We start from the raw sequence: 19,707 nt of genomic DNA on the forward strand, positions 1-19,707 counted from the left end.
AACGGGGATATGGGCGAGGAAATTGGCGGCAAGTGTCCTCGTGCCGCCACAGTCGCCTCCCCGCCAGGGGCAGGCAAGCGCCTGCTTACAGATCGCGCGCCAGGACCTGGCCCAGCAAGTCCTTGCCAAAGCTGTGATGCGCCTCTTCCTCGACCAGCTCGAAGCCAGCCCTGTCGTAGATGCGCCGTGCGCCTGTGAGGATGCTGTTGGTCCACAGCACCATTTTCGTGTAGCCCACCTGGCGGCTGAAGCGCAGGCATTCATCGACCAAGCGGCTGCCGATGCCCAGGCCACGCGCGCAGGGATCGACATATAGCAGGCGCAGCTTGGCCGTCGTGTCGTCCTGACGCACGATGAAGACCGAACCGATCACCTTACCGTCCTTCTCGGCGATCCAGCAGCGCTCACGGGCCGGGTCGAATTCCCGCACGAACTTGGCGACGATGTCGGCAACGAGTGCTTCGTACTCGTTGTTCCAGCCATATTCCTGCGCATACAGCAGGGCTTGCCGGTGGATGATCCAGCCCATGTCGCCCGGTTGCGGATTGCGCAGGATATAAGCGGGTGATGGCTGCCCCAGCAAACCCTGGATCTGGCCCATGGCAGCGACCAATTCCTGCTGCGCCGTTGGCGGCAAGCGTTCCAGCATGGCCGCCACTTCGCGCCGCGAGGCGTCGACCAGGGGCGCCAGAGTGCGTTGTCCCTGTTCGGTCAGCTGCAATTGTGCCGCGCGTGCATCCGTGGGCGAGCGCGTCTTGGCGATCAGCCCCTGCTTTTCGAACCCGGCAATGACACGGCTCAAGTAGCCCGCGTTCAAGCCCAGCTCGCGGCACAGGTCCGCACTGGTCAGTTGTTCACGATGCGCCAGCTCATACAGGATGCGCACTTCCGTCAGCGAAAACGCGCTGTCCAGCAAGTGTTCATGCAGCACGCCAATCTGGCGCGTATAGAAACGGTTGAAACGGCGCACGATCTCCGTGCGCTCGCTCAGTGATTGCGTTGACATCATTAGCTCCATTTGCTTGCTTCTGGCAGAATATTGATTGCTTTTGGCAAGTATGTCAATATGGCGCAAGGATTCTGCCACGCATAAAAAAAGCGGCCCTGAAGAGGGCCGCCTTGGGTGCAACGGAAACCAGCGAAGCTGGCTTACACGTCGATATTGCCAGCGCGCAGCGCGTTGTTTTCGATGAAGGCGCGGCGCGGTTCCACGTCGTCGCCCATCAGGGTGGTGAAGATTTGATCCGCCGCAATGGCGTCTTCGATCTGTACTTTGAGCAGGCGGCGCACGGTCGGGTCCATCGTGGTTTCCCACAACTGGTCGGGGTTCATTTCACCCAGACCCTTGTAGCGCTGTTTCGAGACCGTGCGTTCGGCTTCGTCGCGCAGCCATTGCACTGCCTGGTGGAAGTCGACCACGGCTATTTCCTTGATGCGCTCGCCTTCGCCGCGACGCACGAATGCGCCTTCGCCGATCAAGCCTTCGAAGGTGGCAGCACCGTTGCTCAGCACGGCGTAGTCCGGGCCTTGCACGAAGTCGGCGTCGATAGCCGTCACTTTCACGTTACCGTGATGCATGCGTTCGATGTGCAGCTTGTGTTTTTCCGACAGGTCGTCGGAACGCACATGCACGCGCACGGCGCTGTCGTTGATGGCCGTCTGCAGGGCCAGGGCGGAGGTTTCCGCCAGGTCCAGGGTCGACAGGTCCAGCTGCACGCCCGTCATGATGGCCGTCAGGGCGGCGCGGTCGATGACGCGCGTCAGGCGCGTCATGATGGTGTTCGACAGGTTGAACTTGCGCACCAGTTCGGTCAGGGTCTCGCCGGAAATGCCTTCCGCGCCTGTGCGCGGCACCAGCACGGCCGTGTTCAGCGCCACCGTCATCATGTAGCTCGCTTCCTCGGTGTCATCCTTCAGATAACGCTCGTCGCGGCCGGCTTTCACTTTGTACAGCGGCGGTTGCGCGATGTAGATGTGGCCGCGTTCGACCAGTTGCGGCATCTGGCGGTAGAACAGGGTCAGCAGCAGGGTACGGATGTGGGCGCCGTCGACGTCCGCATCGGTCATGATGATGATGCGGTGGTAGCGCAGTTTCTCGACGTTGAATTCGTCAGGACCGATCGAGGTGCCGAGCGTGGCGATCAGGGTGGTGATCTGCTCGGACGACAGCATTTTCTCGAAGCGGGCTTTTTCCACGTTCAGCACTTTACCGCGCAGTGGCAGAATCGCCTGGAATTTGCGGTCGCGTCCCTGTTTTGCCGAGCCACCTGCCGAGTCACCCTCGACGATGTACAGTTCGCACAGGGCGGGGTCTTTTTCTTGGCAGTCGGCCAGCTTGGCCGACAGGCCCAGGCCATCCATGATGCCTTTGCGGCGCGTCAAATCGCGGGCCTTGCGGGCCGCTTCACGGGCGCGTGCCGCTTCGACGATCTTGCCGCAAATGATCTTGGCATCGTTCGGTTTTTCTTGCAGGTAATCTGCCAGGGTCTTGGCGACGATCTCTTCGACGGGGCCGCGCACTTCCGACGACACCAGCTTGTCTTTCGTCTGCGACGAGAATTTCGGTTCCGGCACTTTCACCGACAGGACGCAGGTCAGGCCTTCGCGCATGTCGTCACCGTTGATTTCCACTTTCGCCTTCTTGGCGAACTCGTGTTCATCGATGTATTTGTTGATCACGCGCGTCATGGCCGCGCGCAAGCCCGTCAGGTGGGTGCCGCCGTCGCGTTGCGGGATGTTATTTGTAAAGCACAGCACCTGTTCATTGTAGGCATCGTTCCACTGCATCGACACGTCGACCGTGATGTTCGTGCCCTGGTCCGACATGCGCTCGCCCGTGGCCTGGAAAATGGTCGGGTGCAAAACCGACTTGGCCTTGTTGATGTACTCGACGAAGCCGCGCGTGCCGCCTTCGAAGGCGAAGATTTCTTCCTTGCCAGTGCGCTGGTCGGACAACTTGATGTTGACGCCATTGTTCAGGAAGGACAGTTCGCGGATGCGCTTGGCCAGGATTTCGTAGTGGAATTCCACGTGCGTGAAAATCTCTTCGTCGGCCCAGAAATGCACGTCGGTGCCGCGCTTGTCCGTTTCGCCGATGACCTTGATCGGCGACGTCGCGATGTCGCCCACCATGACGATCTGGCGGTCTTGCGGCACGCCGCGGACGAATTCCATGTGATGCACTTTGCCATCGCGGCGGATGGTCAGTTTCAGCAGTTTCGACAGGCCATTCACGCAAGACACGCCCACGCCGTGCAAGCCACCCGAGACTTTGTACGAGTTCTGGTCGAACTTGCCGCCCGCGTGCAGTTCGGTCATGACGATTTCCGCCGCCGAACGCTTCGGATCGTGCTTGTCGTCCATTTTCAGGCCGGTCGGCACGCCGCGGCCATTGTCGGTGATCGAGATCGAGTTGTCGCTGTGGATGGTGACGTGGATTTCCGTGCAGTGGCCGGCCAGCGATTCATCGATCGAATTGTCCAGCACTTCGAATACCAGATGGTGCAAGCCGGTGCCGTCCGAGGTGTCGCCAATGTACATGCCGGGGCGTTTGCGCACGGCTTCCAGGCCTTCCAGGATCTGGATGGAGGAGGCGCCGTATTCTTCCGTTTTGGCCTGGATCGGGGTGTCTTGTGGATTCTCGGACATGGACTGCTTTCTCAAATAACGATTGCTGATTGCGGGGCCGGGCCTGATAGGCCGGACCCCAGTTTTGCATTGGGTTACGCTTAAATCCGCATCGGCATGACGACATACTTGAAGTCGGCATTGTCAGGGATGGAGATCAGGGCGGACGAGTTCGAGTCGCCCAGCGCGATGTTGACGTATTCGCATTTCAGATTGTTCAGCACGTCCAGCAGATACGTCACGTTGAAGCCGATGTCGACGGAATCGCCGCCGTAGTCGATTTCCAGCTCTTCGACGGCTTCTTCCTGGTCCGCATTGGTCGAGCTGATCTTCATGCTGCCCGGGGTGATAATGCAGCGCACGCCCTTGAACTTGTCGCTGGTCATGATGGCGGCGCGTTGCAGCGAGCGCAGCAGCTCATCGCGGCCGATGGTGAAATCGTTTTTATAGCCTTTTGGAATCACGCGCGTGTAGTCGGGGAACTTGCCTTCCACCAGCTTCGAGATCAGCTCGATGTCGGCAAAGGTCAGTTTCACCTGGTTGGCGGCGATGTCCAGCTGGACCGGCTCATCGTTCTCTTCCAGCAGGCGCTGCAGTTCGATGATGGTCTTGCGCGGGATGATGACTTCCTGGCGCGCGAAGGTTTGCTCGGTGGCCACCTGGCAAAACGCCAGGCGGTGGCCGTCGGTGGCCACGGCGATGACATGATTGCCATCCAACACCAGCAGCAAGCCGTTCAGGTAGTAGCGAATGTCTTGCTGCGCCATCGAGAAATGCACCATGTTGAACAGGTGCTTCAGCGTTTTCTGCGGCAGGGTGACGGTCGCGTTGTAGCTTTCCGCCTGTTGCACGGTCGGAAACTCTTCCGCCGCCAGGGTTTGCAGGGCGAAGCGCGACTTGCCCGTTTGCACGGTCAGGCGCTTGTTCAGCAGGGTCATCGTGACGTCGCCCGATTCAGGCAGGGCGCGCAGGATGTCGAGCAGCTTGCGCGCGGCCACGGTGGTGCCGGTAACGTCTGCGCCGGAACCGATTTGCGCGTGCGTGGTGATCTGCACTTCGGTGTCGGTCGACAGGAAGGAGACATTTTCACCGTCTTTGCGGATGAGGATATTGGCCAGAATCGGCATAGTGTGCCGACGCTCGACAATACCGCTCACGATCTGCAGTGGCCGGAGAAGGGTATCTCGGGTGGTTTTGACCAATTGCATATTTATCCTCAATGTATAGGTTGAACAGTACGACGTTTAACGTATTAATTTAACAATTGTTGCCATAGGGAGCCCCGACAGACCGGCTGCGGTGCCCTCCCAGATAATAAGGGTAAAGCACGTTTTGAGCCAGTCTTGCCCAAGCGGCGCCTAGCCCTTTAGTGTTTGTTCCAGCACATGCAATTCATGGTTGCATTCCGGGTTCTTGGTGCGGTCCAGCGCGATCTTGCGCACGGCGTGCAGCACCGTGGTGTGGTCGCGGCCACCGAACAGCTCGCCGATTTCCGGCAGGCTCTTCTGTGTCAATTCCTTGGCCAGGTACATGGCGATCTGGCGCGGCCGGGCAATATTCGCGGGGCGGCGCTTCGAATACATGTCGGCGACCTTGATATTGAAGAAGTCGGCTACCGTTTTCTGGATGTTTTCCACGGAAATCTGGCGGTTTTGCACCGACAGCAAGTCCTTCAGCGCTTCCTTGACGATATCGATGGTGATGTCTTTGCCATGGAAACGCGAGTAGGCCAGGATCTTGCGCAGCGCGCCTTCGAGTTCGCGCACGTTCGAACGCAAGTGCTTGGCGACAAAGAAGGCCACGTCGTCGGAGAAGGTCACGCCTTCCTGCTTGGCTTTTTTCAGCAGAATGGCCACGCGCATTTCCAGTTCCGGCGGTTCGATGGCCACCGTCAGGCCCGAGTCGAAGCGCGAGATCAGGCGGTCATCCATGCCCGTGATTTCCTTCGGATACGTATCCGAAGTGATGATGATTTGTTTCTTTGCGGCAATCAATGCCTCGAAGGCATAGAAAAACTCTTCCTGCGTGCGGCTCTTGCCGCCAAAGAATTGAATATCATCGATCAGCAGCATGTCGAGCGAGTGATAGTAGTGCTTGAAATCGTCGAAACCCTTGCGTTGGTAAGCGGTCACTACGTCGCGAACGTACTGTTCCGCGTGGATGTAGCGGATTTTCGCGCCCGGATTGTCAGCCATTACCTGGTTGCCGATGGCGTGGATCAAGTGGGTCTTGCCGAGGCCGACGCCGCCGTAGAAGAACAGCGGGTTATACGACACGCCGGGATTGTTCGCCACCTGGATGGCGGCGGCGCGCGCCAGCTGGTTGGCCTTACCGGTCACGAAGCTGTCGAAGGTCAGGTCGGTGTTGATGCGACTCTGCTCGCGGCGCGGCGCCGCGCCGATGCTCAGTTCCGGCACGCTGGGCTGCGGCTCCGCAGCGCGCGCGCTGGGCGCGCCGCCATTCGGATCGCTGGCCGGGGTGCTGGCGGTGACGGGTTTCTTCGGCAGGGCCAGGCGCGGGTCGAGCACGAACTGCACTTCCGTCGGCGCTTCGAAGTACTGAATGGCCAGGGCAGTGATGCGGCTGGCGAACTGGGTCTTGACCCAATCGAGCTTGAAGCGATTGGGCGCAGCAATGCGCAGCTTGCCCTCTTCGTAATCGAGAGGGATAAGCGGTTTGATCCACGCACTGAATTGTTGCGGTGTCAGCTCCAGTTCCAACTGCGCGGAACAGGCCTGCCAGAAATTATCCATGTATGTCTATGTGAAAAGGTGTGGGAGGGCGTATCGATTCTGCCCTGCGTTCACCGTGTTGCAAGGCCGGCGTCGCGCGAGGGCTCGCCACACGTAACGCGCTATTCTACTCCCGACTGACAAAGTTATCCACAGGCACAGCTGTTATTTTTCTGTGGCAGGGTGGGGCGCCATGTGCATAAGAGGCGACTTATCCCCCGGTTATCCCGTCGCAGGCAGAGCTGGCGCGGCCTGCAGCGGGGCCTTGCCGGCAGATGGGGGCCGGCGCGGAAATTTCCAGGCGATCACGGCAATCCTTGACAAGAGGGGGGCATATGCTGAATAATTCAGGGTTCCCCGCCCGTATTCCGTGTTTATTCATTTGGAACGACAATATGGACTAAGCGTGGATTAAGCGGGCGATGAGATTGGCCAGCTTGTGCCTTGGCATAAGTGCGCGATTGTCATTGGCACCAAAAACTGACGGGACGTCAGACCCGATTTTGCATTTTTTTTGTTTTTAGCGAGACCAACATGAAACGTACTTACCAACCTTCCGTCGTTCGCCGCAAGCGTACGCACGGCTTCCGCGCTCGTATGGCTACCCGTGGTGGCCGTGATGTGCTCAACGCACGTCGCGCAAAGGGCCGCAAACGTCTGGCCGTCTAGGCTTGTCGTTGACAGCTGATCGCGTGGCTAGCTGTACTCCAGTCGGCAATCAACGCGAAGGTTCACACGACTTCGCGCGCGTTCGGCGTATCGTTAAAACGGATGAATTTTCATCCGTTTTTCGTTTGCGCCCTTCGCAAAAAACAGCGCATTTTGTGCTGTACACCCGACACAATCAATTGCCGCATGCGCGGCTGGGCGTCGTTGTGGCCAAGCGTTTCGCGCCACGCGCGGCGACCCGCAACACGATCAAGCGCGTCACGCGCGAGCTGTTTCGCAACAGCGCGATGCCACCGGTCGACTGCGTGGTGCGTTTGTCGCGCGCCGTCAACAGCAAGGATGGTCCGGCCACCACAGCCCGGCTCAAAGCCGAGTTGCGTGAAGAGTTGAGCCGCCTGTTCGCGGCGCAAATCGCCGCCCAGGCCCGTTCTGTTGCTGCGCCACCACCATCCGCGCCATGAAAACCCTGCTGCTGTTCCTGCTGCGCGCTTATCAGTTGCTGATCAGCCCCATGCTGGGACAGAATTGCCGTTTCTATCCGAGCTGTTCGCATTACGCGATGGAAGCGCTGCGCGTGCACGGTACTGCCAAGGGCAGCCTGCTGGCTGCCAAGCGCCTGTGCCGTTGCCACCCCTGGAATGAAGGGGGCGTCGACCCGGTGCCGCCGGCCGATTGCAAACAATCTTCAACGACCGCTTGCGGTTGCAACCACTCCTGACAAATACCCTAATGGATATCAATAAACGTACCATCCTGTGGATCGTGTTTTCCGTCTCGCTGGTAATTCTCTGGAACGAATGGATGATCTCGAACGGCAAGCCGTCGATGTTCTCCGCGAACACGGAACAAACCGCCAAGGCGCCTGCGACCCCTGCCAAGACGGATGCCCTGGCTGCCGCAGCTGCAGCAGGCGTGCCTGCCCTGCCGGGCGAGGCTGTCGATCCCGCCGCGTTCAAGCGCGAAGTGATTACCATCACCACCGACGTCATCAAGGTCGACATCGACACCCTGGGCGGCCAGGTCAAGCGTCTGGAATTGCTGAAATTCAAGGGCGCTGGCAATCCGGGCTGGTTTGGCGGCTGCTTCGGCCTGTTCAAGGTGTGCCAGCCCGATGACGGCAAGCAAAACGAAGTGCTGTTCGACGAAGGCGCGAACCACACCTACCTGGCGCAATCGGGCCTGGTCGGCGGTCCTTTCCCTACCCATGCGAGCGGTTTCACCGTGCAGCCTGGCGTGCGTACCCTCGGTGACGGCAAGCAAGTGCAACTGGTGATGGAAGCGGTCGAAGGCGGCGTCAAGCTGACCAAGACGTTTACCTTCAAGCGTGGCGACTACGTCATCGACGTGCGCCACGACGTGGCCAACGTGGGCGCGGCAGCCGTTACGCCGCAGCTGTATCTGCAACTGACGCATGACGGCAACAAGCCGGTCGGCGACTCCTTCTTCAACAGCAGCTTCACCGGTCCGACGCTGTACACGCCGCAGGACAAGTACCAGAAGCTGACGTTCGAGAAAATCGAAAAAGCGGCCGTGGAAGACGAGAAGAAGGGCAACGACAACGCCATGAAGGGCTTGCACCCGGCGACGGCGAATGGCGGCTGGTTTGCTATTTCGCAACACTTCTTCGTTTCCGCCTTCGTTCCGCCTGAAAACGCCAAGCGCGACATCTTCACCAAGAAGGTCGGCACCAACCTGTACGCCATCGGCAACGTGCTGCCATTGCCTACCCTGGCGCCAGGCGCCACGGCCAGCATGGACAGCAAGCTGTACTCGGGGCCGCAAATCGCGCATCAGCTTGAAACGGTATCGCCTGGCCTGGAGCTGGTCAAGGATTACGGCTGGCTGACCATCATCGCCAAGCCGATCTTCTGGGTCATGGAACATATTCACAGCGTGCTGGGCAACTGGGGCTGGACCATCATCGCCTTCACGATCCTGATCAAGCTGGCATTCTTCCCCTTGTCGGCCGCCGGCTACCGCAGCATGGCCAAGATGAAACTGGTCACGCCGAAGATGCAGGCGATCCGCGAGCGCTACAAAGGCGATCCGCAAAAGATGAACCAGGCCACGATGGAGCTGTACAAGACGGAAAAGATCAATCCGCTGGGCGGCTGCCTGCCGATTCTGATCCAGATGCCCGTCTTTATCGCCCTGTACTGGGTGCTGAACGCGTCCGTGGAAATCCGCGGCGCGCCATGGATCGGCTGGATCACCGATCTGGCCCAGCATGACCCATGGTGCATCCTGCCTGTGCTGTACGCGATCTCGATGTACATCACGACCAAGCTGAACCCGGCCCCGGCCGATCCGATGCAAGCGAAGATGATGCTGTTCATGCCACTGGCATTCTCGGTGATGTTCTTCTTCTTCCCGTCGGGCTTGGTACTCTACTGGGTCGTCAACAACGTCCTGTCGATCGGCCAGCAATGGGTGATCACCAAGAAATACGCGCCTGCCGCCAAGTAATTCCGGCCAGCGAACAGAAAGCCCGCCTTGTGCGGGCTTTTTTTTGACATCGGACCCGATGGGGCCGATGTCAAAAAAGTGGGTTTTGTCGGTTTCCACTGAGCGCCCCCTTTATGTGCACCGCTTTGTCGCTGACAATAGCGCGGCCCCTGCAGCCTTCCCCGAATACACTACAATATCCCCATGAAACTCGACTCTTCCCCTATCGCCGCCATCGCCACCGCACCGGGACGCGGCGGCATCGGCGTGGTACGCGCCTCCGGCAAAAACCTCGCTCCCCTGATGACGGCCCTGTTCGGCGCGCAGCAGCTCAAGGCGCGCCACGCCACTTACCTGCCATTCACGGAAAGCGATGGCGCCATCATCGACCAGGGCATCGCCATCCACTTCAAGGGCCCGCATTCGTATACGGGCGAAGACGTGCTGGAATTGCAAGGGCACGGCGGCCCCGTGGTGTTGCAGTTGCTGCTGGCGCGCGTGCTGGAAGCAGGCAAGGACAGCGGTTTGCGCCTGGCCGAACCTGGCGAATTCACGCGCCGCGCCTTTTTGAATGACAAGCTGGATCTGGCGCAAGCCGAAGCCGTGGCCGACCTGATCGACGCATCCACGGAAGCGGCGGCCAAGTCCGCCTCGCAATCGCTGTCGGGCGCGTTCTCCAACACCATCCACGCGCTGGTAGAGCAGGTGACGGGACTGCGCATGTTGGTCGAGGCAACCCTGGACTTTCCGGAAGAAGAAATCGATTTCCTGGAGAAATCGAATGCGCGCGGCCAGTTGAAAGCCGTCATCGAAGCCTTGAATAAAGTGTTTGCCCAGGCGGCGCAGGGCGCGCTGCTGCGCGAAGGCCTCAATGTCGTGCTGGCTGGCCAGCCGAATGTCGGCAAGTCATCGTTGCTGAACGCGTTGGCGGGCGCCGACGTGGCGATTGTCACGCCGATCGCCGGCACCACGCGCGACAAAGTCAGCGAAACCATCCAGATCGAAGGCATTCCGCTCAACATCATCGACACGGCCGGTATCCGCAGCGCGGGCGACACCATCGACGCCGTCGAGCGCATCGGTATCGAGCGCACCTGGGGCGAAATCGGCAAGGCCGACGTGATCTTGCACCTGCTGGATGCCGACCATGGCCCCACCCTGGCCGACGAAACCATCGTCGCCGCCTTCCCCGAAGGCGTGCCCGTGGTGCGCGTGTGGAACAAGATTGACCTGTCGGGCCACAAACCCAGCGTCGACAGCCTGCCCGACGCCACCCACGTCTACCTGTCGGCGCACGAGCACATCGGCATCGATTTGTTGCGCGCGGAGCTCTTGCGCATTGCCGGCTGGCAGCAGACGGGCGAATCGCTGTACCTGGCGCGCGAACGCCATCTGATCGCCTTGAAATCGGCAGGCAAGCACCTGGACATCGCCGCCGAACACGCGGCGCAGGACGATCAGTCGCTCGATCTGTTCGCCGAAGAGCTGCGCCTGGCGCAGGTGCAACTGTCGAGCATCACGGGCGAGTTTTCGCCGGACGATCTGCTGGGCGTGATTTTCAGCCGTTTCTGCATCGGCAAGTAAGAGCGGCCATGAAGCGAATCCTGATCGCCGGTGTGCTGTGGTGTTTGCCCCTGCTGGCAACGGCACAGGAAAAACTGCCGCGCGACGTGGCGCGGTTTGTCGAGAACGCCCAGATGTGCGAGCACTTTGCCGGCGAGTGGGATGAGAACGACAAGGCGCGCCAACGCGACATTACGCAAGCCATCGAACAATCGTGTGGCCAGGCGCAGCGGCAGTGGAAACGGCTGTCCGCCAAGTATGCGGGCCAGCCGAAGTGGCAGAAAATCATAGACGAACAGGCCAATGACGCGGTGCGCAGCTACCGAAAATCTAGCTAGCATCTGCCCAGTTGAGAATTATCATGAAGTCCAAATTGCGCTGACGTAATCTTGCTGAGCGGCCTTGAAGTGCCGCTAGGAAAGGAAGCGCCATGGACAGCAAACAGCCGGATGTCGTGGAATGCGAAGCAGAGGTGGTGGTGGCTCTGCCTGCCTTGCCGGACTTGATCGCCACCTTGCCGGCAAAAGGCGCGTGCTGGTATTGCGACAAGCCGCTCGATGCCGTGCGCCGTTTCTGTTGCAAGAGTTGTTGCGTGGCGTATGCGGAAGAGGCGCAATACCACCGTTGAGGGTCGCAACTAGCGGCGCCGCAGCAGTGCCGCCAGCGCACCATCGTAGTCGAATTCATGCGCAGCTGCCGCTACTTCCTGGTAGACGTGCACGCCCAGGCTGGCCGCGAGCAGGCTGGCCGAGTTTTCCAGGATATCGATGGCCGCGCCGTCGCCTTCGCGCAGGTGGCTGGCCAGGCGCGTCAGCAGCAGCTGGATGGCCGGCGCGGACGGATCGGGCGCCACATCCTGCGCCGCCGTGTGGGCCGTTTCCGGCGCGCCCAGCAGGCTGCTGACCGCTCCGAGCAATTGATCCTGGGCCAGTTCCAGTTGCAGCATCTGCTGGGCAAGATCGGGCGCCTGCGCGCGCAATGCCGACTCCAGGGTGGCTGACAGGCCATGCACGTGGCGCGCACCGATCATGCCGGCGGCTCCTTTCAGGGTATGCGCCTTCAGGCGCGCGCAGGCATAGTTGCCCGCGTCGAATTCGGCGCGGATCTGGCACGGCGTGGTGCTGTGGTCATGCAGGAAGCGGCGCAGGATTTTCAGGTACAGGATGCGGTCGCCCATGATGCGGTCCAGTCCGTTCTCGACATCGAGAATACGGACCATGTCGGATGCAGCAACGGCGGCATCATCATCGCAAGTGGCGTGTGGTTTCATCATGCCTGGTGTGCAGGGCGCCCCAAAACTTGTCAATTGCCGTAAAGCAGGAACTGCTATTTTACATCCAGTCGTGCTCGACACTGCGCCCGCTTGGCAAGGCGTGTCGCCCTAGCGCGTGCTGAAGGACCAGCTGTACGTGACGTCCGCGCCATTGACTTTGCCGATGAAACTTACGTCATAGCTGGTGTTCGGGCTCAAGGGCGCCAGTGGAATGATGGATGCGGCCGAGACCGGCGTATGCACATCGCTGCCGCTGGTGAGCAGGCGTACTGCCAGGTCGCTGCCGGCACCGCGCTGGCGCACGCTGAACGCCGCCACGCTGACGGACGTGCCGTAGTTGGCGTGCACGCTGATCGGGTAGCCGACCACGTCCTGGTTTGGCACGGGATCGGGCGATTCGTTATCGCTGGAGAAACTGACGGCCACTTTCTGCTGCCCGCTAAAAGGGTAGGTGACGATCTGTCCCGCCGCCAGCCCGGGGCCATAGCTGCGGTTGCCGGCCAGGTCGGTAGTGAAATACGCATAACCGGCGCCGCTGACGGCCGCGCCCGCGCCACCTTCCTTGAATAGCGGTTCGAAAATGACGAAGCGGTGATAGATGGCCGTGACCAGCTCTTCGGCCAGGTAAAAGCCCGACGTGTTGCTCGCGCCGGCGATGACTTCACCCTGCAGCGAAGTGACGACGTAGCCGGTCTTGGCCAGGCGGTCGCCCAGTTTGACGCCCGTAAAGCCGGGCTTGCCCTGCACTTGCTCGTGCGCCACCGTATTGTTGAGATTCAGATAGTTGGAATGGCCCAGGGCCGCGCTGTCGATCTGGCCGTTGCGTACCAGCGGCGACAGGCCGATCTGGCTGCGCCGGTAGTTGAACCAGTTGAAACCGTCGGTGGCGATATTGTTGCTGAGGACGGGAGCGCCCGGTTCCTGTGTCAGCTGTCCGGCCGGGGTCGAGGTGCTCAGCGATGACTTGCCGCCGCTATCGCCGCCGCCACAGGCGCTCAACAGGGCTGCGCTCAGCAGGGCGGATATCCAGTGTTTCCAACGCAGTGACGAGGCAATCAAGTTGACTCCTGTATAGGTAGGCAGACAGGGGGAGGGGCGGTGTGTTGCCCTGTGAAACGATTCTAAGGCATTTTGATCTGCCGTAGAGCATCCATGAAAAGATATGTCGCGCGCTCGTGCGCGGACGGTGCTGCAGCTGCGCAGGGTAGAATGAGCAAAGTGCAGCGTTTGCCGCTGCTTTGCCTGATTCCCGCTACTTTGATTGCCGACAAATTTGAACACATTGCCCAAGTCGCGCCTGCAGCGCGCCAAATATGCCTTGCCCAGCATGGTGACTTTGCTGTCGATAGCCTGTGGTTTTGCCAGCATCGTCATTTCCGTCGATAACGCGACCGTCGGCGATGCGGATGCCTATCGCCTGGCAGCGGCGCTGCTGGTGCTCGCCGGGGTATTTGATGCGCTCGACGGCTATGTCGCCCGGCTGACGGGGACCAGTTCGCAGTTCGGTGTGCAGCTCGATTCCATCGCCGACGTGATGAATTTCGGCTGCGCGCCGGCCGTTCTGTTGTACTGCTATGGCTTTGTGCAGATGGGCGTGCACGATCCGCTGCTGCTGCGTTTTGGCGGCATGGCCAGCTTCTTCTTTGTCGCCTGCGGCGCCATGCGCCTGGCGCGCTTCAATGTGAACGTGGGGCGTACCGATCCCCTGTATTTCGTCGGCATGCCAATCACGGCCGGGGCCGCCTGCGTGGCGGCCGTGGTGGTGGCCTGGCCGGCGCCCATCGATTCCATGCTGCACAGCTATCTGCTGATGCTGCTGCTGGTGGGCGTGGGCAGCCTGATGGTGTCGACCTTGCGTTTTCCCAGCTCCAAGCAAAAGAAAAGCCTGGCCGCGCTGCTGGTGCTGATCGCGGCCATCGCCCTGCTGGTATGGCTGAAGACCAGCTTCTTCGCACTGTTCTTCGCCGTCTACATCGCCGCCACCCTGGCCCTGAACCTGGCCTGGTATCTGGGCTGGCGGGGCATCGCTTTACCTCAGGTATTTAACGATCCCGACGAGATAGACTAACTTTTAAGCGACCTCGTGCCCGCGCGCGGCGCGCAGGATGGCGAACCAGTCGCTGCGGCTGAGCGTGAACTGCGTACCTTCCACGGCCACGCCCACGGCCTCGATGCGGCCCGTGCCCGTCAGCGGTAGGGGACGGCATGGCAATTGCATGATCCAGGCAAATACCACGCTGGCAAACGGACGCTGCAGTTGATCGGCGATCTGCTTGATGACGTTGCGCAAGTTCTCCACATTCGCATCGCCGCCCTGGAACAGCCGGCCGCCCGCCAGCGGCGACCAGATCATCGGCGCCACCCCCACGTCTTGCAAGCCGTCGAAGGTTTCGTCGAACAGGGGCGCCACGTGCAGCGGCGAAAATTCCACCTGGTTCGTCACCAGCGGGTAGCGCCGGTGCAGGCACTCGAACTGGTGGCGGCTGAAATTGGATACGCCAAAGTGCAGCACCTTGCCCGCTTGCTGTAGCTGGGTAAACGCGCCGGCGATCTCGTCGAAATCCATCAGCGGATCGGGACGGTGGATCAGCAGCAAGTCCAGTCGGTCCGTCTGCAACTGGCGCAAGCTATGTTCCACGGAACTGGTGATGTGCGCCGCGCTCGTGTCGTAATGCTGAATGGCATGACCGGGACGGTGTGGCGACAGCAGCTTGATGCCGCATTTGCTGACCAGTTCCATTTTGTCGCGCAAGCCCGGCTGCAGGGCCAGCGCTTCGCCGAACAGGCCTTCTGCGCTGTAATCGCCATAGATATCGGCATGGTCGAAACTCGACACGCCCAGCGCCAGACATTGCTCGATGAAGGCCAGGCGCTGCTGCGCCGACATATTCCACTCGCCGATGCGCCACATGCCGGCGACGATGCGCGACAGTTCGGGGCCGTTGCTACTTAAACGGCTGCGTGGCGCTTGCAGGCTGGCGGGAATTACATGGCTCATGGGCTGGCTTTCTGGTGGTGGCGTGGAAGGACTCGCCACGATTATAGCCAGCTAATCTAGAGTATGCTGCGGATAAAGCGGCAGCAACGCTGCTGCAAGGCAAGGTCGAACTGGTGGCCCGGCTGCCTTTGGTATACCAGCGCCGGCAGCGCCTCCTTTTTGAGCGCGTCAAGCCTGTCCCTGAAGCCGACGGGCCTCGCGTACCGTGCACGGACGAAAAAAATGCCCGCAGCATCGGCGGGCATTTTTTGTGGGAATGCTAACTGCTTATTTCAGCCACAGGCGCATCGAATCCCAGGCGCGGCCGAAGATCGTGGCCTGGTTGATGGTTTCCAGTGCCACGACCGGCAGTTCCAGCAGAACCTTGTCGTCAACCATCATTTTCAGCTTGCCGACAGGGGCGTTTTCAGCCAGTGGCGCGACCAGCGGGTCCTTGCGCTCCAGCACAGGTTTCATCTTGGCCGCCGTGCCTTTTGGTACGGTGACGAGCACGTCGCGGGCGAAACCGATTTTCACGGTGCCTTTCGAGCCCTTCCACACTTCCGGCGTGGCCACGGCCTGGCCTTTCGAGTACAGCTTGACCGTATCGAAGTTCTGGAAGCCCCAGTTCAGCAGCTTCTGGCTTTCCTGCGTGCGCGCCTGGTCCGACGTGGTGCCCAGCACCACGGAGATCAGACGGCGCTCGCCGGTGCCGCCTGGACGGCGGGCCGAGGCGATCATGCAATAGCCGGCCGCTTCCGTGTGGCCCGTCTTCATGCCATCGACGGTTGGGTCCAGCCACAGCAGGCGGTTGCGGTTAGGTTGGGTGATCTTGTTGTACGTAAAACTTTTGATGGAATCGATTTTGTAGAATTCCGGGTAGTCGGCGATCACGCGTTTGGCCAGCACGGACAGGTCTTGCGCCGTGGAATAGTTCTCGGGGCTGGGCAAGCCGTGCGGGTTGGCAAAATGCGTGTTTTTCAGACCCATGCGTTGCGCTTCGCGGTTCATCAGCACGACGAAAGTACCTTCATCGCCGGCGACGGCTTCAGCCAGCGCCACGGCGGCGTCATTACCCGATTGAATCATCAGGCCATGCAGCAAGTCGTCGATCGATACAGGGGTCGCCGGGTCGATGAACATCTTCGAGCTGCTCGAATCGACTTTCCATGCGCGCACGGAGACGTTCACTTTTTGGTCCAGCGCCAGTTTCTTTTCGCGGATGGCGGCAAACGTCAGGTAGGCCGTCATGATTTTGGTCAACGATGCCGGCTCGATGCGCGCGTCCGGATCTTGCGAAGCAATGATCTGGCCACTGGTGGCGTCAAGCAAGAGCCAGGACTTGGCGGCGATGGTTGGGGCGGGAACGCTCTGGGCGTAGGCGGCGGAAAAGAAAAATACACTGGAGGCCAGTGCCGCTAAAAGTTTTTTCATGGAGGCTGGTCTGCGAAAAAGATGAAGGCTGGGGGCCATGTTGTTGCTACTGACATGGCCGCGTGGGAAAAACGGATCAATTATAGCCGTGCAGGCGCTAGTAAGCCCACACTTCAATGCTCATCTGCTGTTATGGCGGGTTTGTCACCATGCCACAGCGCAATCACGAGGTTCTTGATGTGATTGAGCTTGCGGTGGAAAAAGTGGTCGGCGCCGGGGATCACGATCACGGGAATGTCTTGTGGACGGGCCCAGTCGAAGACGGCAGACAGGGGGATCGTATCGTCCAGTTCGCCGTGGATCAAAATGCTGTCGGCGGGAATATCGGCCATGGCCCACTTGCCGGCCGCGCTGCCGATCAGCGCCAGGCGCTCGGCGGGCGTGCCGGCGGCGGCCAGGCGTTCCTGCAGTTTCGATTGCACGTAGGTGCCGAAGGAGAAGCCGGACAAGGCGACGGGCAAGCCCGGGTACAGGCCGCGCATGTGTTCATACAGCAATTGCATGTCGTCTGTTTCGCCCGCGCCATGGTCATGCACGCCTTCCGAAGCACCGACGCCGCGGAAGTTGATGCGCGCCACCACGTAACCGAGGGCGACAAAGGCGCGCGCCAGGGTTTGCGTGACCTTGTTATCCATCGTGCCGCCGTACAGCGGGTGGGGATGGGCAACGAGGGCGATGCCACGCGGGGTTTCTGCCGGGAAATCGAGCAAGCCTTCCATGCTGCCTGCATGGCCGGCGAGGGTAAATTTTTCCGAGTTTCTGTTCATGATGCTCATACTGTTAGCGTAGGCTTAAATTAAGATTAAATATGGGGCTCAGATTTTCAGGCGTTCGACAATCTTGCCGCCCACCAGGTGCGTGTCGATGATTTCATCGATATCGCTGGTGTCGACATAGGTATACCAGGTCGCTTCCGGATAGATCACCAGCAGCGGGCCTTCTTCGCAGCGGTCCATGCAGCCGGCCTGGTTGATGCGGATCTTGCCCGCGCCATTCATGTCGAGCTCCTTGATGCGGCGCTTGCAATGCTTTTGCGCCGCTTCCGCGCCATGGTCGCCGCAGCTGTTGCGGCCATCTTCACGTTTATTCATGCAGAAAAAAACGTGGCGTTCAAAATACGGTGCGTCGCTCATACTATTCTCCTGCTGATTCATCAATGCGCCATGATAACGCTTATGCGTGGTCTTCGCGACGCTGGCGCTGCACGTCATCCTGCCGGTTCAGGCGGTGCGAGGGCAGGCACAGGAACCACAGGGCCATGAAGGGCCACAGCAGGGCGAGGAATTGTGCCGCGCCATTGAAGTTGAGGAACTTGCCTTGTACCCAGCCTTGCAAGGTCGACATGAAATACGGGTTGATTGGCGTCGTATTCACCATCACCAGGCTCAGCAGCAAGGTGGCGGCCGCGATGCGGCGTTGCGCCACGTGCGGTGCGAAGGCCAGGCCACCGAGCATGATCAGGCCGATCAAGAAACCGCCCTGGGCGCCCGGCGTGATCCAGACGAAGGCGTTTTGCGGTGAAAACAGCAGCGCGCTGGCCATCGAGCGCACGATCAGTGCGGCGGCGATCAGGGTCAGCATCGATATGGCGCGGGGCGCCGCGCGGCGTAGCAGGCACAGCAAGGTGAGCACGGCGCCCGTCATGCCGCATGCCGTGATGATGGTTTCCGAAAGCCAATATTGCTCGACGGTCAATATCACATCGGGACGCAGATAGGCGGCCAGGTCGATCTCCATGCCCATCAGGGAAGAGGCCCAGTCCGACAGGATGGGCAGCAGCTGGCCCAGGCCGAACAGATAGCCTTGCGGATAGATCTGCGCCAGTGGCCACAGGGCCACCAGCACCAGGCCCTGGCTGGCGTGCTGGGCAAACCAGCGCTGGCGCAGCCGGTACAGATGGCTATGGTCGAGCAGTTTGCGCGCCGTCAGGGCGCCGATGATGGAACCGACGAAGCAGCCGGCCGTATTCGTATAAAAGTCCAGATTCGATGAGACGCGGCTGGGCAGGTAGGTTTGCACCGCTTCCATGCTGCCGGAAATGAACATGCCGCACAGGCTGGCGACGATAACGGCAAGGAAACCTGTGATCCTTGGAAATAGCGAATACACGATCAGCGCGCCCAGCGGGATATAGCCGACGACGTTGATGCCCACGTCAAAGCCCGTCCAGTAACGGGGCATGCGCGTATTTTCCAGGAAAGTGAGCGGCGACAGGCCATTGCTGTGCCAGCCCGTGAATGGAAACCAGCTCGCATACACGATCAGGAAGACGTAGGCGAGCAGGCTCGCGCGCGACACGGGTGAAGAGCGTACGGGCGGCAGTGGCGTTGGCGGGCTGGCGGGGGCTGCGGGGGCGGTCATCGTGCTGCGGTCACTCTTTCGGCATGTTCAACGTGGCCAGCCAGACCAGCAGGTCGGCGGCGATGGCATCCGATGCCCCCGCCAGAGCCTGCGCGCCGCCTTGCGCGTCGGCGCTGCCGGCCGGGGCGCTGCGGCTGAAGGTTTTCTGGTCGATCAGGCGGTGGCCGCTAAAAACCGAGGCGCGCAGCGACACGTGGCCGCTGCTGCGCGTCTGCGTATCGAAGTTTTGCGAAAAATCATCGACGTCGATGCGCAGCAATGGCATGCCGGCGGCCGCGTCCGTGGTCGACAACACTTTCACGCCGCTTTGCGCCACGCGGGTTTTCAGGCGCTGGCTGAGCAGTTGCAGCGGTGGCGTGTTCCAGCGGTTGTAGGCGTACGGTCGCGACTGTTGTGCATCCGCGTACAGCAAGCGGTAATACATGCGCTGGCTGTCCAGCCAGGAGGGGCCGTTGGCGTCGGCGATCACCAGCACGGGCACGGCTGGCGCCGCCGGCTGCGCGGCCGCCAGCGGTGCGGCCGGGCCGAAATCGTAAAAAGTGGGAACGGGGCCGCGGCTGGCGCAACCGCCCAGCAGGAATACGGCGGCCAGGGCCAGCACAGTGATATTGCGTGGGATATGCATG

20 protein-coding genes are annotated in these 19,707 nt (G+C 60.7%); 8 read left to right on the forward strand and 12 right to left on the reverse strand.

The genetic code is table 11. The features are described from left to right. Nucleotides 1-85: 85 nt before the first annotated feature. From K0F85_RS25990 to dnaA, 4 genes are all read right to left on the reverse strand, one after another. Entirely contained in the window at nucleotides 86-1,009 is a 924-nt protein-coding gene (locus K0F85_RS25990) for a helix-turn-helix domain-containing GNAT family N-acetyltransferase (RefSeq protein WP_306986041.1), read from the reverse strand. A gap of 140 nt (nucleotides 1,010-1,149) precedes the next feature. Further along, nucleotides 1,150-3,648 carry a DNA topoisomerase (ATP-hydrolyzing) subunit B gene (gyrB, locus tag K0F85_RS25995; protein WP_219118742.1) on the reverse strand — a complete coding sequence of 833 codons (2,499 nt, stop codon included), beginning with the start codon at nucleotides 3,646-3,648 and terminating at the stop codon, nucleotides 1,150-1,152. Nucleotides 3,649-3,728: 80 nt separating this feature from the next. Then, on the reverse strand, nucleotides 3,729-4,835 hold the full coding sequence (gene dnaN / locus K0F85_RS26000) for a DNA polymerase III subunit beta (RefSeq protein ID WP_219118743.1): 1,107 nt from the start codon (nucleotides 4,833-4,835) through the stop codon (nucleotides 3,729-3,731). 150 nt (nucleotides 4,836-4,985) lie between these two features. Further along, nucleotides 4,986-6,380, reverse strand: coding sequence for a chromosomal replication initiator protein DnaA (gene dnaA / locus K0F85_RS26005; RefSeq protein ID WP_034781304.1), 1,395 nt, complete (start codon nucleotides 6,378-6,380; stop codon nucleotides 4,986-4,988). Between the two features lie 513 nt (nucleotides 6,381-6,893). Here dnaA and rpmH point away from each other — a divergent pair. The 7 genes from rpmH to K0F85_RS26040 all read left to right on the forward strand — a co-directional run bounded on the left by rpmH (nucleotide 6,894) and on the right by K0F85_RS26040 (nucleotide 11,664). Continuing rightward, nucleotides 6,894-7,028 carry a 50S ribosomal protein L34 gene (gene rpmH / locus K0F85_RS26010; protein WP_010401996.1) on the forward strand — a complete coding sequence of 45 codons (135 nt, stop codon included), beginning with the start codon at nucleotides 6,894-6,896 and terminating at the stop codon, nucleotides 7,026-7,028. A gap of 23 nt (nucleotides 7,029-7,051) precedes the next feature. After that, nucleotides 7,052-7,489: a ribonuclease P protein component gene (rnpA, locus tag K0F85_RS26015; protein ID WP_219118744.1), complete on the forward strand. Its 438-nt coding sequence runs from the start codon at nucleotides 7,052-7,054 to the stop codon at nucleotides 7,487-7,489. After that, the gene (yidD, locus tag K0F85_RS26020; protein ID WP_010401993.1) at nucleotides 7,486-7,746 is read left to right on the forward strand and encodes a membrane protein insertion efficiency factor YidD; all 261 of its coding nucleotides are present in this window, start codon (nucleotides 7,486-7,488) and stop codon (nucleotides 7,744-7,746) included. The genes rnpA and yidD overlap by 4 nt, the downstream gene beginning before the upstream one ends. A gap of 11 nt (nucleotides 7,747-7,757) precedes the next feature. Continuing rightward, a complete protein-coding gene (gene yidC / locus K0F85_RS26025) occupies nucleotides 7,758-9,494 on the forward strand; it encodes a membrane protein insertase YidC (protein ID WP_219118745.1) in 1,737 nt (578 codons plus the stop codon). Nucleotides 9,495-9,677: 183 nt separating this feature from the next. Then, nucleotides 9,678-11,057 carry a tRNA uridine-5-carboxymethylaminomethyl(34) synthesis GTPase MnmE gene (gene mnmE / locus K0F85_RS26030; RefSeq protein WP_219118746.1) on the forward strand — a complete coding sequence of 460 codons (1,380 nt, stop codon included), beginning with the start codon at nucleotides 9,678-9,680 and terminating at the stop codon, nucleotides 11,055-11,057. Between the two features lie 8 nt (nucleotides 11,058-11,065). Further along, the gene (locus tag K0F85_RS26035; RefSeq protein WP_219118747.1) at nucleotides 11,066-11,374 is read left to right on the forward strand and encodes a hypothetical protein; all 309 of its coding nucleotides are present in this window, start codon (nucleotides 11,066-11,068) and stop codon (nucleotides 11,372-11,374) included. 92 nt (nucleotides 11,375-11,466) lie between these two features. After that, a complete protein-coding gene (locus tag K0F85_RS26040) occupies nucleotides 11,467-11,664 on the forward strand; it encodes a hypothetical protein (RefSeq protein ID WP_219118748.1) in 198 nt (65 codons plus the stop codon). A 9-nt stretch (nucleotides 11,665-11,673) separates the two neighbouring features. On the opposite strand, the gene K0F85_RS26045 is transcribed toward K0F85_RS26040, so the two are convergent. Both K0F85_RS26045 and K0F85_RS26050 read right to left on the reverse strand, forming a co-directional pair. Next, nucleotides 11,674-12,309 (reverse strand): Hpt domain-containing protein, encoded by a 636-nt coding sequence (locus K0F85_RS26045; protein ID WP_219118749.1) that lies wholly within the window; start codon nucleotides 12,307-12,309, stop codon nucleotides 11,674-11,676. A 108-nt stretch (nucleotides 12,310-12,417) separates the two neighbouring features. Then, a complete protein-coding gene (locus tag K0F85_RS26050) occupies nucleotides 12,418-13,368 on the reverse strand; it encodes a CAP domain-containing protein (protein ID WP_306986050.1) in 951 nt (316 codons plus the stop codon). Between the two features lie 268 nt (nucleotides 13,369-13,636). Here K0F85_RS26050 and pssA point away from each other — a divergent pair, with 268 nt between their 5' ends. Further along, complete coding sequence (gene pssA, locus K0F85_RS26055; RefSeq protein WP_257638177.1) at nucleotides 13,637-14,377, forward strand: CDP-diacylglycerol--serine O-phosphatidyltransferase; 741 nt, start codon at nucleotides 13,637-13,639, stop codon at nucleotides 14,375-14,377. Nucleotides 14,378-14,380: 3 nt separating this feature from the next. On the opposite strand, the gene K0F85_RS26060 is transcribed toward pssA, so the two are convergent. The 6 genes from K0F85_RS26060 to K0F85_RS26085 all read right to left on the reverse strand — a co-directional run bounded on the left by K0F85_RS26060 (nucleotide 14,381) and on the right by K0F85_RS26085 (nucleotide 19,706). Next, on the reverse strand, nucleotides 14,381-15,307 hold the full coding sequence (locus K0F85_RS26060; RefSeq protein WP_219118750.1) for an aldo/keto reductase family oxidoreductase: 927 nt from the start codon (nucleotides 15,305-15,307) through the stop codon (nucleotides 14,381-14,383). Nucleotides 15,308-15,574: 267 nt separating this feature from the next. After that, on the reverse strand, nucleotides 15,575-16,720 hold the full coding sequence (locus K0F85_RS26065; protein WP_219118751.1) for a D-alanyl-D-alanine carboxypeptidase family protein: 1,146 nt from the start codon (nucleotides 16,718-16,720) through the stop codon (nucleotides 15,575-15,577). A 113-nt stretch (nucleotides 16,721-16,833) separates the two neighbouring features. After that, on the reverse strand, nucleotides 16,834-17,487 hold the full coding sequence (locus K0F85_RS26070; RefSeq protein WP_219118752.1) for an alpha/beta hydrolase: 654 nt from the start codon (nucleotides 17,485-17,487) through the stop codon (nucleotides 16,834-16,836). 48 nt (nucleotides 17,488-17,535) lie between these two features. After that, on the reverse strand, nucleotides 17,536-17,853 hold the full coding sequence (locus tag K0F85_RS26075; protein ID WP_034781335.1) for a ferredoxin: 318 nt from the start codon (nucleotides 17,851-17,853) through the stop codon (nucleotides 17,536-17,538). A gap of 40 nt (nucleotides 17,854-17,893) precedes the next feature. Then, nucleotides 17,894-19,081, reverse strand: coding sequence for a VanZ family protein (locus tag K0F85_RS26080; protein WP_219118753.1), 1,188 nt, complete (start codon nucleotides 19,079-19,081; stop codon nucleotides 17,894-17,896). 10 nt (nucleotides 19,082-19,091) lie between these two features. Beyond that, nucleotides 19,092-19,706 (reverse strand): ABC-type transport auxiliary lipoprotein family protein, encoded by a 615-nt coding sequence (locus tag K0F85_RS26085; protein WP_219118754.1) that lies wholly within the window; start codon nucleotides 19,704-19,706, stop codon nucleotides 19,092-19,094. Between the last annotated feature and the right edge of the window lies 1 nt (nucleotide 19,707).

The organism is Janthinobacterium sp. UMAB-56 (assembly GCF_900095265.1).
Lineage (GTDB): Bacteria > Pseudomonadota > Gammaproteobacteria > Burkholderiales > Burkholderiaceae_D > Janthinobacterium.